Here is a 13127-nt window from a genome sequence, read left to right as displayed (position 1 = left end):
CTACGGAATGTGCATGTGAGGTAATATCAACTCAACTGCAACGGAATATAAATGATGGGTGACTAACCGATAATTAACTTTACTTCGTTACTTGCCAGAATATAATGGCCGCAATTTCAAAGCAGGAGAGTTCAGTTGGACAGTCACCCTTTTAGTTGGCATCACAAGGCAAGCTGACGCGCGAACTTTTTTGTCGCTGCTTGCCAACACGGCGGGCAGCAATCCTCTCTTTTCTGATGATTGTTCCCTTTAAACGACATTGTAACGGGCCAAAGCCCGTGGGGATATCATCATGCACATGATTTTTAACACACTTTTCCCTCCGCCTCGATACGCGCGCTGAACCTCAGCGTGCTGATTAGCGCTGCACATTAGACGGCTTTTCGCTGTTCGATTGCGTGGTGTTTACCTTCGTCTTTATTTATTACTCGTTATTTTTCGAGCGACTCTTTTCGTCTTTAATTTCCGGGAGGTGATATGGAAATTCCCGACAGGTTATTTTTAATTTAACAAACGCATTGCCGTTAATTTAATTTGTGTGCCTCGCACGCAGGGATTTTTATTGCCGTAATAAAGAGGAATGTCACTATGACTGACATGAAACTCAACCAGGACAAAAAAGCCTGGAACACCACGCGCCAGCCGCGTCAAAAAACACCGCGTTACCTGATTGAAGATGAAGCCGGTTTTACTGCCGACGAAACGCTGGTGCGTCTGCGCAGCGATGCGCTTGGCCTGAGTGAACGTGAAGCCGAGGCGCGCCTGGATGTATATGGCCGCAATCAGGTCGAACACGACAAAGCGCCACCGGCGTTGTTGCAGTTGCTGCAGGCATTCAACAATCCGTTTATCTATGTCCTGATGGCGCTGGCGCTGGTGAGCTTTTTCACTGATTTCTGGCTGCCGCTGCGCAACGGCGAGGAGACCGATCTGACCGGTGTCATCATCATTGTGACGATGGTAACGCTCAGCGGTTTGCTGCGCTTCTGGCAGGAGTTCCGTACCAACAAAGCGGCGCAGGCGCTGAAATCGATGGTACGCACCACCGCCACGGTGCTGCGTCGTGAGTCAGCGCAGCAAGCGCCGCTCAAACATGAAGTCGATATCGCCACGCTGGTGCCGGGTGACATCATCTATCTGTCGGCGGGAGATTTGGTGCCAGCCGATGTACGGCTGCTGGATTCACGCGATCTGTTTATCAGCCAGGCGATTTTGACTGGCGAATCGTTACCGGTTGAGAAATATGACGTCACCGGCCACGTCACCAGCAAAAGCAGCGGGGCCAGCGAACAGGGCACATCGCTGTTGGAACTGGGCAGCGTCTGCCTGATGGGCACCAACGTGTCCAGCGGCAGCGCCAAAGCGGTGGTAGTGGCAACCGGCAGCGAAACTTACTTCGGTAGCCTGGCGAAATCGATTGTGGGTAATCGCGCACAAACCGCCTTTGACCGCGGCGTCAACAGCGTGAGCTGGCTGCTGATCCGCTTCATGTTGGTGATGGTGCCGGTGGTGTTGCTGATTAATGGCCTAACCAAAGGCGACTGGCTGGATGCTTCACTGTTTGCGCTGGCGGTAGCGGTAGGTTTAACACCGGAAATGTTGCCGATGATCGTCAGCTCCAACCTGGCGAAAGGTGCCATCGCCATGTCGCGGCGTAAAGTGATCGTCAAACGTCTGAATGCGATTCAAAACCTCGGCGCGATGGATATTCTCTGCACCGACAAAACCGGCACGCTGACGCAGGACAACATCATTCTGGAGCATCATCTGGATTGTGCTGGCGTGGAGAACTCACGCGTGCTGATGCTGAGCTGGCTTAACAGCCACTATCAAAGCGGCACGCTGAATCTGATGGATCGCGCCATTTTGCAGTACGGCAAAAACCGCGTCAGCGAAGCGGTGAGCGATACCTATATCAAAGTGGATGAACTGCCGTTTGATTTCATTCGCCGTCGCGTCTCGGTGGTGGTGCGCGATCGTCGTCTCAATCAACAGATGCTGATCTGCAAAGGCGCGGTGGAAGAGATGCTGAGCATCGCGACTGCCGAGCGTGAAGGCAAACTGGTGCAGCCGCTGAACGAAACGCGTCGTGCAGAACTGCTGGCGCTGGCACATCAATACAATGAGCAGGGTTTTCGCGTGCTGCTGGTGGCGAGCCGCGTGCTGGCGGATCCAGGTTTACAGCAGCCGCTGAGCGTGGCGGATGAGCAAGGCTTAACGGTAGAAGGACTGCTCACCTTCCTCGATCCACCGAAAGAGAGCGCCGCCAAAGCCATCGGCGCGCTGCGCGACAATGGCGTTAGCGTCAAAGTGCTGACCGGTGATAATCCGGTAGTGACCGCGCGCATTTGCCAGCAGGTTGGCATCGACAGCGGCGCGATCGTTACTGGCGACCAAATTGCCCTGATGAGCGACGAGCAGTTGGCAGACGCCGCCGCGCAGAGTGCGGTATTCGCTAAACTCACGCCGCTGCAGAAATCACGCATCCTGCGCGCGCTACAGCAACAGGGCCACACCGTTGGCTTCCTCGGCGACGGGATTAATGATGCGCCGGCGCTGCGTGATGCTGATGTCGGGATTTCCGTCGATAGCGCGGCGGACATCGCTAAAGAGTCCTCCGATATCATCCTGCTGGAAAAAGATTTGATGGTGCTGGAAGAGGGCGTAATGAAGGGACGCGAAACCTTCGGCAACATCATTAAGTATCTGAACATGACCGCCAGCTCGAACTTCGGCAACGTGTTCTCGGTGTTGGTGGCGAGCGCCTTTATTCCGTTCCTGCCGATGCTGGCGATTCATCTGCTGATTCAGAACCTGATGTACGATCTGTCCCAACTGGCGCTGCCGTGGGACAAAATGGACCGCGAGTTCCTGCGTAAACCGCGTAAATGGGACGCGCGTAATATCAAACGCTTTATGCTGTGGATTGGGCCAACGTCGTCGATTTTCGATATCACCACTTTCGCGCTGATGTGGTACGTGTTCGCAGCGAATACGCCAGAAATGCAGTCGCTGTTCCAGTCCGGCTGGTTTATTGAAGGCTTGCTGTCGCAGACGCTGGTGGTGCACATGCTGCGCACGCAAAAGATTCCGTTTATCCAGAGCCGTGCGGCGCTGCCGGTGCTGCTGACCACTGCGTGTGTGATGATCGCCGGCATTCTGCTGCCGTTCTCACCGCTGGGCGCGATGGTGGGATTGGTGCCGCTGCCATGGTCTTACTTCCCATGGCTGGTGGCAACGCTGCTCGGTTATTGCGTGGTCGCGCAGGGCATGAAAATGCTCTACATCAAGCGCTTTGGTCAGTGGTTTTAAACACATGGAGGTGAAATGCGTAACCGCAATCTCAATAAGGTGGTGTTTCACCTGATAATGATGATGGTTGTCATGGTGGTGTTAACGCTGGTGTTTCGTTAATGAAAAAAGGGCAGGATTTCCTGCCCTTTTCTTTACTCTTCGTCGGGCTGGTAATACTGCACGCCGATCTCAATGCGCTCGCGGCCGCTAGCTACGCGATGGCGATTGCTGTCGCGCAGCGAATAGATGCAGCCGCAATACTCCTGCTGATAGAAACGTTCGCGCTTGCTGATCTCAATCATGCGTGACGAGCCGCCACCTTTCCGCCAGTTAAATTCCCAGTAGAGCATATCGGGATAGTGCGCCGCCGCGCGCACGCCGCAATCGTTAATCTGCTGCATATTCTTCCAGCGCGAAATGCCGAGTGAACTGGTGATCACCGGGAAACCGTTTTCATGTGCATACAGCGCGGTGCGTTCAAAGCGCATGTCGAAACACATGGTGCAGCGCACGCCACGTTCCGGTTCCCACTCCATGCCACGCGCCCGCTCAAACCAATTGTCTTTGTCGTAATCGGCATCAACAAAGGGCACGCCAAACTGCTCGGCAAAGCGGATATTCTCCTCTTTACGCAGCTCATACTCTTTCAGCGGATGAATGTTTGGGTTGTAGAAGAAGATGGTGTAATCGATGCCGGAAGCCAGCATTGCTTCCATCACTTCGCCCGAGCAGGGCGCACAGCAGGAGTGCAACAGGACTTTGTTATGACCGTTGGGCAAGGGCAGCGGCTGGCGGGTAAAGGTGTCAGACATGAGCATTATTGGTTAATGGAGTGTTGGGTAAAGTCTAAGGGGATAGCGTTAAAGATGCAAAGTTGAGGAAAAACAGGCAATAAAAAAGGCCGCAAACGCGGCCTCTGGATTGAGCGACGAACCTTATTCAGTCACTTTCTTTTTCAGATCGCTGGCACCTTCTTTGGTTTTATTCCAGCCTTTCTGCGTGCCTTCTTTGGTGGCATCCCAACCTTTCTCAGAACCTTCTTTGGTTTTGTTCCAGGCTTTCTGCGTACCTTCGCTGGCTTTGCTGGTCAGGTTATCACTTTTGCCTTCTGCCGCATGCTTCGCTTTCAGCTGCTGCTCTTTACCTTCGTTCTGCGCCTGATGCAGTTTTTCTTTAGCGGTATTCGCACCGGCCTGCGCGTTAGCGACAGTTTCATCAGTTGCATGTGTGGTCGCGGCAAAAGCCGAAGATGCCATCAGAATGGCTGACAGTGCAATAATGGTCTTTTTCATAATTCCCTCTTTCATGAAATATGTCGTCTCAGGTAATCATCCTGGCACAGGCCGGGATGGAAAGATTTAAGAATAAACCAGGAATGAAAAAGGTCTAGTTTCGCTGGCAAAATCACCAGTAGATAGCATTTTAGGTTGTTGCAGGAAGGGATAAGAGCCACCTGAGCGGTGGCTCTGCAATATTAATCTGCTATCTGCCTGGCGCAGCATAGCAGTGGTGCAACGTGCAACGGTTGCGTACCGAGGTTGGCAATCAGGGATTGAACTTTACGCTGGTAACGTTGTGGAATCCGGGTGGCAATAAACACGCGATAGTCGAGGCGTTTATCGCCAGCCTGCCTGAGCTGTGGAGCCGCCTCTACTCTTCGTCGCGCTCTTTAGCGGCGCGCTGACGATCATAGAACTCATCTTCGGCGGCGATGATCTCATCCATCAATGAGTTCATATCCACTTCATGCACCTCTTCTACGAAGAGACCGGTGAGCGGCGTTTCTGGCGTCAGCTTTCCATCTTCATATAACTGCCAGATCTCTTTCGCATAGCGCGTTTGCAAAATCTGCGGAGCATATTGCCCGTAATAGGCGGTGATGTTGTTCACATCGCGCTCAAACATCGATTCAGCGTGGTTGTTTGCCGCGGCATCAACCGCTTGTGGCAAGTCGATAATCACCGGTCCGTTGGCATCCTGCAGCACGTTGAATTCCGACAGGTCGCCATGAACAATGCCGGCGCACAGCATGCGCACGATATTGCGGATCATGGTATCGAAATCCTTCAGGGCGTTCTCTTCAGTCAGGAACACATCGCTCAGGCGTGGCGCAACCAGACCTTCTGCGTCTGTGACCAGCTCCATCAACAAAACGCCGTCGATGCAAATGTAGGGCTGCGGGACGCGTACGCCAGCATTCGCCAGGCGGAATAACGCATCAACTTCCGCGCTTTGCCAGGTCTCTTCTTGCTGCTTGCGCCCGAATTTCGACCCTTTTTGCATCGCACGTGAATTACGGCTGTTGCGGACTTTACGCCCTTCCTGATAATGCACGGCCTGCTTGAAACTTCGTTGTGTGGCGTCCTTGTACACTTTCGCACACTGGATTTTGCCGCCCGTTAACACGGTATAAACGTCAGCTTCTTTGCCGCTTCTTAGTCTTTGTAGTACTTCATCCACCAGGCCATCATCAACGAGAGGCTGGAGTCGGTTTGGGATTTTCATGCGAGTCGCCTTGAAAGAGTCCAGATACAAAAAAGCCCGTAAGGCTTGCGCCATACGGGCTCTTAGGACTTCATCGAATGACTCTGGTGATCATCGATGGAGAATTTTGGTGGAGCTGGCGGGAGTTGAACCCGCGTCCGAAATTACTACACCGTCGGCACTACATGCTTAGTCAGTCTTTACATTCGCCGGCCAGCTGCGGACAGACACGCCACTGACAAACTAGCCTGATTAGATTTAGTGCTTCAACCCCAGGCAAGGCATCCACACGATCTCTTTTGGGTTTGACCTCTCTTGATCCCCCGTCTTAAGAGCGGAAGCTAGGGAGAGAGGGCTTCAAAGCAGGTTATTAAGCTGCTAAAGCGTAGTTTTCGTCGTTTGCGACTATTTTTTTGCGGCTTTTTACGAGGCAAACCGCCCCTCGGCATGCTCCTAAGGCTTCACAATCCCGTCGAGTCCAGAATCAGCCCCAAGAAATTTCAATACTACAGACAAGTGACGCTAAAATCCAGCGCTTAACGCTTTGAATTCTTCATAATGCGCGCTTTGTCCATCTTCCATTCGCGCTCTTTCACGTCGTCACGCTTGTCGTGCTCTTTCTTACCGCGCGCCACACCGATTTTCAGTTTGGCCCAGGCATTTTTCCAGTACATCGACAGCGCAACCACGGTAAAACCTTCGCGGTTGACGCGACCGTACAGCGAATCGAGTTCACGTTGTTTCAGCAGCAGCTTGCGGCTTCGCGTGGGATCACACACCACATGCGTTGAAGCAACCGCTAGCGGCTGGAAAGTAGAGCCGAACAGGTAAGCTTCACCATCGCGAAACAGAATGTAGCTATCGCTGATGTTAGCCTTACCGGCACGGAGTGATTTGACTTCCCATCCTTGCAACGACATACCCGCCTCGAACTCTTCTTCAATGAAGTATTCATGACGTGCGCGTTTATTGAGGGCAATAGTGGCTGAACCGGGTTTGTTAACTTTTTTCTTTGTCATAGTGCGGCGTAGTCTACATCACTCAGTTTATGGGCGCATCCCCTGTCCTGCAGGGCGGTAAAAAACACTCCATTTTAGCACAGCAAGCAAAGCCGTGAATTTTTGTTTGGTGACTGAAAATGGTATTATTCAATGGTTTTGTGATGAACAGGAACCATTATGGCCCAGATTAGTCGTTCAGCGCTGGTCCCTTATAGCGCTGAACAGATGTACCGTCTTGTGAATGACGTGGATGCTTATCCTCAGTTTCTGCCGGGTTGCACCGGCAGTCGCGTGCTGGATAACAGCGGAGATCAAATGACCGCGGCCGTTGATGTCTCGAAAGCGGGCATCAGTAAAACTTTCACCACGCGCAACACGCTGATCAGCAACCAAAGCATATTGATGCAGTTGGTTGATGGCCCGTTTCGTAAATTGACCGGCGGCTGGCATTTCACTTCATTAGGTGATGATGCCTGCAAGGTTGAGTTGAACCTCGATTTTGAGTTCACCAATATGCTGGTAGAAATGGCGTTCGGCCGCATCTTTAAAGAGCTGGCAAACAGCATGGTGCAGGCGTTCAGTCAGCGCGCAAAAGAGGTCTATCGTGCCTGATATCAGCGTGGAAGTGGTTTACGCACTGCCAGATAAGCAGTATTTGCGTGCCGTAACGCTTGAAGAAGGCGCAACCGTTGAGCAAGCGATCAAGGCTTCGGGGTTGCTGTCACTGCGTAAAGATATTGACCTGAACTCGAATAAGGTTGGGATTTATAGCCGCCCGGTAAAATTGGGTGATGCCGTCCAAGATGGTGATCGCATTGAGATCTATCGTCCGCTGATTGCCGACCCGAAAGAGTTACGGCGTCAACGCGCAGAGCGGTCAGCTGAGAAGAAATAGTCGGAATGTAAAAACGAAAAAAGGCGCTTAAGCGCCTTTTTTATTGCCGTTCACTTAGCCTTCTTTGCCTGAGAGCTTCGGCTTATTGTCGATGTTAGTCAGTGTTCCGTTGCTGTCAAAGGTCAGCGTCAGCGTTTGCTGTTTCACACCTTCATGGCCTGGTTCCTGGCGGAACACGTAATACCAAACGTTGCTGCCAAACGGATCGCGCATCATCGGCGTACCGAGCGTGTAGGCAACCTGCTGCTGCGTCATGCCGTTGTGAATTTTCGACACATCGTTGGCGACCAGGTAATTCCCCTGATTGATATCCGGACGATACACAACGCGCTCAAGGGTGGAACATCCAGCGGTCATCATCAACATTACTACTGCCGCGGCAGTCAGCGTTTTACAGCGCATCTATACATTCCTTTTCTGGGGCCAAACGCCTTTCAGCAGGCTATTTTTTTGCCATCAAATTCTGAACTCTGCCTGCGGCAGGCTTTATTACTCAGACGACATAACTGCCGATGATAATAAACCTTTTCGCTATTTGAAACCTCTACAGAGCAAGCATATGACCACCAGCCGGGAAAAAAGTGCGGTATCAGGCGGCTAAAAGTTCTTTAGCGTTAGCCAGCGTGTTGCGCGTCACCTCGCTGCCGCCCAGCAAACGCGCCAACTCTTGCAGACGCGCGCGTTTATCCAGCGGCTGCATATGCGTTTCTGTCATCGCACCATCGGTCTCTTTGCTGACGTAAAAGTGCTGATGACCGCAGCCGGCAACCTGCGGCAGGTGCGTGACACACATAACCTGTGTTGACTCGCCCAACTGACGCAGCATTTGGCCGACAACAGCGGCGGTTGGGCCGCTGATGCCAACATCTACTTCATCGAAGATCATTGCCGGTGTTTCCATTTTCTGTGCGGTAATCACCTGAATCGCCAGAGCGATACGCGACAGCTCACCGCCGGATGCCACTTTGCCCAGCGGCTGGAGCGGCTGGCCTGGATTCGTCGTAACGCGGAAATCAATGCGCGTTGCGCCATCTGCGGTGAGTTGATCGGCATTGAACTCCAGCACAATGGCAAACTGGCCGTGCGGCATTGCCAGCGTGCGCATGCTTTGCGTAATCAGCTGGCTCAATTCTTGAGCGGAATGCTCACGCAGTTGATGCAGATTTTCAGCGCTGACTAACGCGGCTTTGTGGTGAGCGACAACTTCAGACTGCAAAGTTTCCTGATCGCTCTCTTGCTGCGAAAGCAGTTCCGCTTCATCCAGCAGCTGCTGATAAAGCACCGGCAAGGTTTCAGGTGCGACATGGTGCTTACGTGCCAATGCAATCTGCCGTGACAGACGTTGCTCCAGCTCATGCAGCCGATTGGGGTCGAGATCCAGACGTTCGCAGTAGTGGCGTAGTTCATCACTGGCTTCACTGAGTTGAATCGCGGCTTCCTCCAGCAGATTGAACACGCCGCTGACTTTATTATCCAGCGTCACCAGTTCGCCCAGCATGTGACGAGCGCTATAAAGAAGGCTCTGCAGGTTGGTGTCATCCCCATCGGCGAGAATTTGCAGCGCTTGCTGGCTGGTGGACAGCAACTGGCCGCTGTTCGCCAGGCGTTTATACTCTTCATCAATCTGTTCAAATTCGCCCAGCTGCGGGGCAAATTCATTGAGTTCTTTCAACTGATACTGCAGTAGCTCGCGACGGGATTCACGCTCTTGCGAAAGCTGCTGATGCTGTGCCAGCGCGCGGCAACTCTGATGCCAGCGCTGATAGTGCTGGCGCATTTCAGACAGCAAATCATCGTGGGCTGCATACGCATCCAGCAGATGTTTTTGGTGATCGGATTTGAGCAGCAACTGGTGAGCATGCTGGCCGTGAATCTGAATCAGCAACTGGCCCAGTTCACGCAACTGCGACAGCGGCACCGATGTGCCGTTGATAAAGCCACGCGAACGACCATCCGCGCTAATCACACGCCGCAACAGACACTCATTGCCTTCATCCAGCTGATTCTCCACCAGCCAGCGTTGTGCGGAAGGCGAAGCTTTGAGCTGGAAGCGGGCGCAGATATCAGCGCGGCTGGCACCCTGACGCACCATATCTGCTTCAGCGCGGCCGCCCAGACACAGGCCCAACGCATCGATGGCGATAGATTTACCTGCGCCGGTTTCACCCGTGATCGCCGTCATACCACGATGAAAGTCGATCTCCAGTTCACGAACGATAGCAAAGTTACTGATGGTCAGTTGTGCCAGCATAGAATCACCTGTGTGTAAAAACAGATATGGTTTTACGTACAGTATATCCTGGTTTTTTATACAGTAAAGTAGTCAGCGCTGATTTTCAGAACAATTTTTTAGACCAGCCCAACTTTGAACTTAAGGTATTGAAATAGTTGTAATTTTTAGGATGGATAAGATTGAGATGATTGGCGCTACGGCGGATCAGGACATCTTCACCTTCCTGAATTGGCAAGGCAATCTGGCTGTCGCAACTGATCTCGAGATCGCTGCGCAGGGAAGAAAAACGCAGGCGGATGGTGCTGCTGCTGTTGATGACCAGCGGACGCGCAGAAAGCGTATGCGGGAACATGGGCACCAGCGTAATCGCATCCAGCGACGGCGTCAGAATAGGGCCGCCCGCCGAAAGCGAATAGGCGGTGGAGCCGGTCGGTGTGGAGATAATCAAACCATCGGAACGCTGTGAAAAGGCAAACACCTCATCAATATAGACTTCGAATTCAATCATATGCGCAACTTTACCGGGATGCAGCACCACTTCATTAATGGCGCTACCAATGCGCGGCGAGCACGCTTCTTTGCACACCTGCGCCTCCAGCAAGAAGCGGCTCTCGACGAAGTAATCGCCCTGCAGCACATCGTCCAGCTGCTGTTGCGCATTGTCCGGATCGAGATCGGTGAGAAAACCGAGGTTGCCACGGTTGATGCCAATCACTTTGATGTCATAGCGCGCCAGCACACGGGCAGCACCAAGCATGTTGCCATCGCCACCAACCACGACAGCTAAATCAGCGCGTTGACCAATATCCGCAAGACTGCCGGTTTGGGCATTTTTCAAATCCAGTTCGCGCGCAATTTGCTGCTCGACAATCACCTCATAACCCTTTGCCGTTAGCCAGCGCCAGAGCATTTCATGGGTGGTTAACGCAGTAGGATGGCGCGGATGGCCGACAATCCCGATGCAGTTAAAGTGTTTGTTCATTTAGCGCGAGTTCCTTATAAGCCAAAACGGCCAGGCAATGTGATGGGTTTACTTGAAACCGTCAAACTGATCCCCATAATAAGCCAACCAGCGAGATGAATGTGCAAAACGCGGAGAAATTCATGAGTAGTAAAGAACAGAACACCCCAAACGAGCAAGTCTCAGACGAAATTCAACAGGATCAGCAGCACGTGGACGCAGAGACAACCGCTGAGGTGGATCCGCGTGATGAGCGTATCGCGCAACTGGAAGCCGAGTTAGCCGTGTCGCAAACCGGCGTGCGCGATGCACAGCTGCGTGCGCAGGCGGAGATCGAAAATATTCGTCGCCGTACTGAAATGGACGTGGAAAAAGCGCATAAATTTGCGCTGGAGAAATTTGCCAACGAGCTGCTGCCCGTGATCGATAGCCTGGAGCGCGCGCTGGAAGTGGCAGACAAAGAGAACGCTGAACTGGCTTCGATGATCGAAGGTATCGAGCTGACGCTGAAGTCGCTGCTGGGCGCGGTGCGTAAGTTTGGCGTGGAAGTGGTGGGCGAAACCAATGTGCCATTCAATCCAGAGATCCATCAGGCGATGTCGATGATGGAATCAGAAGATATGGCGCCAAATCACGTGCTGATGGTGATGCAGCGCGGTTACACCCTCAATGGTCGCCTGCTGCGTCCGGCGATGGTGGCAGTGACCAAAGCCAAAGGCTAATCTGTCGCTGTAATAACAACGGCCGCTTAATGCGGCCGTTTGTTTATTAAGGCAACACCGGCATCCAGTCAATCGGTGACTGGCCCGATTGACTGAGCAGCGCATTCGCCTGCGAGAAGTGTTTACTGCCAAAAAAGCCACGATGCGCGGAGAGCGGAGAAGGGTGTGGCGCTTTCAATACATGATGACGTTGCGTATCAATGATGCTGCCTTTCTTCTGCGCATGCGAACCCCACAGCAAGAAAATTACCCCTTCGCGATGCTGATTGATGGCGCTGATGACGTTATCGGTAAAGGTTTCCCAGCCAAAGCGCGCGTGCGAATGCGCCTTACTGGCTTCCACCGTTAACACGGTGTTTAACAGCATCACGCCTTGTGTTGCCCAGCTTTCGAGAAAACCGTGCGTAGGACGCACAAAGCCAGGCATATCTTGCTCCAGCTCTTTGTACATATTCAGTAATGATGGCGGGATCGCCACGCCGGGCAGAACGGAAAAAGCCAGACCATGCGCCTGATTCGGGCCGTGATAGGGATCCTGCCCCAAAATCACCACTTTGATATCGCCCAGTTCGGTCAGCCGAAAGGCATTAAACACATCCTTCTGCGGCGGATACACCGTTACGCCGGCAGCGCGTTCATTGGCCACCGCTTTCAGCGTTTCCACGAAGTAAGGTTTCTCTTTCTCTTCAGCCAGCACGTCGTGCCAGGTCAGCTTCTCAGCCATCGTTGACTCCCTGCAAAATAGTGCGCCTAGCTTAACGTGTCGGACTCAACAGCAGAAGGGTAAAAATAATTTGAATATTTACGTAAAATTTTAATTAGCGAAGTTGTTATGAATCAATTTGTTAGGTTTTCAGCGTGTAATCGTGACTGGACGAAATTGATACAGGTCAAAACGGCGCTTTTCCTGCAGTGATATACCACAGCATTCCAAAACCTTATGAACCTCGCTGCCCAGTTGCGACAGCGTAAAGCCCTGGAGACCTACTATGATTACCGGTATTCAAATTACTCAGGCAAATAATCCACAGCTGTTGAACTCATTCTGGCTGCTGGACGATGATAAAGCCGAAGCGCGCTGCCTGTGCGCCAAAGGGGATTTCGCAGAAGATCAGGTTGTTGCTATCAGCGATCTCGGCGAAATCGCTTACCGTGAAATTCCACTTGAGCAGAAACCGCAGGTGCGCATCGAAGGTGGTCAGCACCTGAACGTTAACGTGCTGCGCCGCGAAACGCTGGAAGATGCCGTCAATCATCCGGAAAAATATCCGCAGTTGACCATTCGCGTATCTGGCTATGCCGTGCGCTTTAACGCGCTGACGCCAGAGCAGCAGCGTGACGTGATTACACGTACATTCACCGAAAGCCTGTAATTGCAGCGCTGACGAAAAGACACACAGCAATACAAGCCGCGCCAATGTTGATTGGCGCGGCTTTTTTTATCTGGCGAGTTTAAAAGAACGGTTCTTCAGGGCGGATGATAGCGAAAGCGCGTTTTCGCTACGCTTAAAACAAAAAAATCGCCTCAAAAGAGGCG

General features: G+C 52.5%; 14 protein-coding genes and 1 other RNA gene. 6 read left to right on the top strand and 9 right to left on the bottom strand.

Going from position 1 to position 13127, the window contains the following annotated elements:
* Positions 1 to 588: 588 nt before the first annotated feature.
* Positions 589 to 3312: a magnesium-translocating P-type ATPase gene (gene mgtA / locus FCN45_RS14525; RefSeq protein WP_137386309.1), complete on the top strand. Its 2724-nt coding sequence runs from the start codon at positions 589 to 591 to the stop codon at positions 3310 to 3312.
* 134 nt (positions 3313 to 3446) lie between these two features.
* On the opposite strand, the gene FCN45_RS14520 is transcribed toward mgtA, so the two are convergent.
* Both FCN45_RS14520 and FCN45_RS14515 read right to left on the bottom strand, forming a co-directional pair.
* Positions 3447 to 4106 (bottom strand): epoxyqueuosine reductase QueH, encoded by a 660-nt coding sequence (locus FCN45_RS14520; protein WP_008101584.1) that lies wholly within the window; start codon positions 4104 to 4106, stop codon positions 3447 to 3449.
* Positions 4107 to 4229: 123 nt separating this feature from the next.
* On the bottom strand, positions 4230 to 4586 hold the full coding sequence (locus FCN45_RS14515) for a hypothetical protein (protein ID WP_110868297.1): 357 nt from the start codon (positions 4584 to 4586) through the stop codon (positions 4230 to 4232).
* A gap of 224 nt (positions 4587 to 4810) precedes the next feature.
* Here FCN45_RS14515 and FCN45_RS14510 point away from each other — a divergent pair, with 224 nt between their 5' ends.
* Positions 4811 to 4978 carry a hypothetical protein gene (locus tag FCN45_RS14510; RefSeq protein WP_199559730.1) on the top strand — a complete coding sequence of 56 codons (168 nt, stop codon included), beginning with the start codon at positions 4811 to 4813 and terminating at the stop codon, positions 4976 to 4978.
* On the opposite strand, the gene FCN45_RS14505 is transcribed toward FCN45_RS14510, so the two are convergent.
* The 3 genes from FCN45_RS14505 to smpB form a co-directional block, all read right to left on the bottom strand.
* Entirely contained in the window at positions 4945 to 5799 is an 855-nt protein-coding gene (locus tag FCN45_RS14505; protein ID WP_101763447.1) for a PA4780 family RIO1-like protein kinase, read from the bottom strand. The genes FCN45_RS14510 and FCN45_RS14505 overlap by 34 nt on opposite strands.
* A 107-nt stretch (positions 5800 to 5906) precedes the next feature.
* Positions 5907 to 6270: a transfer-messenger RNA gene (gene ssrA / locus FCN45_RS14500) on the bottom strand.
* A gap of 44 nt (positions 6271 to 6314) precedes the next feature.
* Entirely contained in the window at positions 6315 to 6797 is a 483-nt protein-coding gene (gene smpB / locus FCN45_RS14495; protein ID WP_137386308.1) for an SsrA-binding protein SmpB, read from the bottom strand.
* Between the two features lie 159 nt (positions 6798 to 6956).
* Here smpB and FCN45_RS14490 point away from each other — a divergent pair, with 159 nt between their 5' ends.
* Positions 6957 to 7391 (top strand): type II toxin-antitoxin system RatA family toxin, encoded by a 435-nt coding sequence (locus FCN45_RS14490; protein ID WP_008101549.1) that lies wholly within the window; start codon positions 6957 to 6959, stop codon positions 7389 to 7391.
* Entirely contained in the window at positions 7384 to 7674 is a 291-nt protein-coding gene (locus tag FCN45_RS14485; RefSeq protein ID WP_137386307.1) for an RnfH family protein, read from the top strand. Before FCN45_RS14490 ends, FCN45_RS14485 begins: the two co-directional genes overlap by 8 nt.
* A gap of 54 nt (positions 7675 to 7728) precedes the next feature.
* Here FCN45_RS14485 and bamE read toward each other — a convergent pair whose 3' ends face one another.
* From bamE to nadK, 3 genes are all read right to left on the bottom strand, one after another.
* Entirely contained in the window at positions 7729 to 8076 is a 348-nt protein-coding gene (gene bamE, locus FCN45_RS14480) for an outer membrane protein assembly factor BamE (protein WP_101763449.1), read from the bottom strand.
* A 187-nt stretch (positions 8077 to 8263) separates the two neighbouring features.
* The gene (gene recN, locus FCN45_RS14475) at positions 8264 to 9925 is read right to left on the bottom strand and encodes a DNA repair protein RecN (protein ID WP_137386306.1); all 1662 of its coding nucleotides are present in this window, start codon (positions 9923 to 9925) and stop codon (positions 8264 to 8266) included.
* Positions 9926 to 10010: 85 nt separating this feature from the next.
* A complete protein-coding gene (gene nadK, locus FCN45_RS14470) occupies positions 10011 to 10889 on the bottom strand; it encodes an NAD(+) kinase (RefSeq protein WP_061718023.1) in 879 nt (292 codons plus the stop codon).
* Positions 10890 to 11011: 122 nt separating this feature from the next.
* On the opposite strand from nadK, the gene grpE reads away from it, so the two are divergent.
* The gene (grpE, locus tag FCN45_RS14465; protein WP_101763451.1) at positions 11012 to 11590 is read left to right on the top strand and encodes a nucleotide exchange factor GrpE; all 579 of its coding nucleotides are present in this window, start codon (positions 11012 to 11014) and stop codon (positions 11588 to 11590) included.
* Positions 11591 to 11636: 46 nt separating this feature from the next.
* Here grpE and ung read toward each other — a convergent pair whose 3' ends face one another.
* On the bottom strand, positions 11637 to 12314 hold the full coding sequence (ung, locus tag FCN45_RS14460) for a uracil-DNA glycosylase (RefSeq protein ID WP_008101537.1): 678 nt from the start codon (positions 12312 to 12314) through the stop codon (positions 11637 to 11639).
* 265 nt (positions 12315 to 12579) lie between these two features.
* On the opposite strand from ung, the gene grcA reads away from it, so the two are divergent.
* Positions 12580 to 12963 carry an autonomous glycyl radical cofactor GrcA gene (grcA, locus tag FCN45_RS14455; protein ID WP_008101535.1) on the top strand — a complete coding sequence of 128 codons (384 nt, stop codon included), beginning with the start codon at positions 12580 to 12582 and terminating at the stop codon, positions 12961 to 12963.
* The last annotated feature ends 164 nt before the right edge of the window (positions 12964 to 13127 follow it).

Source organism: Pantoea sp. SO10 (assembly GCF_005281435.1).
Taxonomy (GTDB): domain Bacteria; phylum Pseudomonadota; class Gammaproteobacteria; order Enterobacterales; family Enterobacteriaceae; genus Pantoea; species Pantoea leporis.
This window is presented reverse-complemented; position numbering and strand designations above follow the sequence as displayed.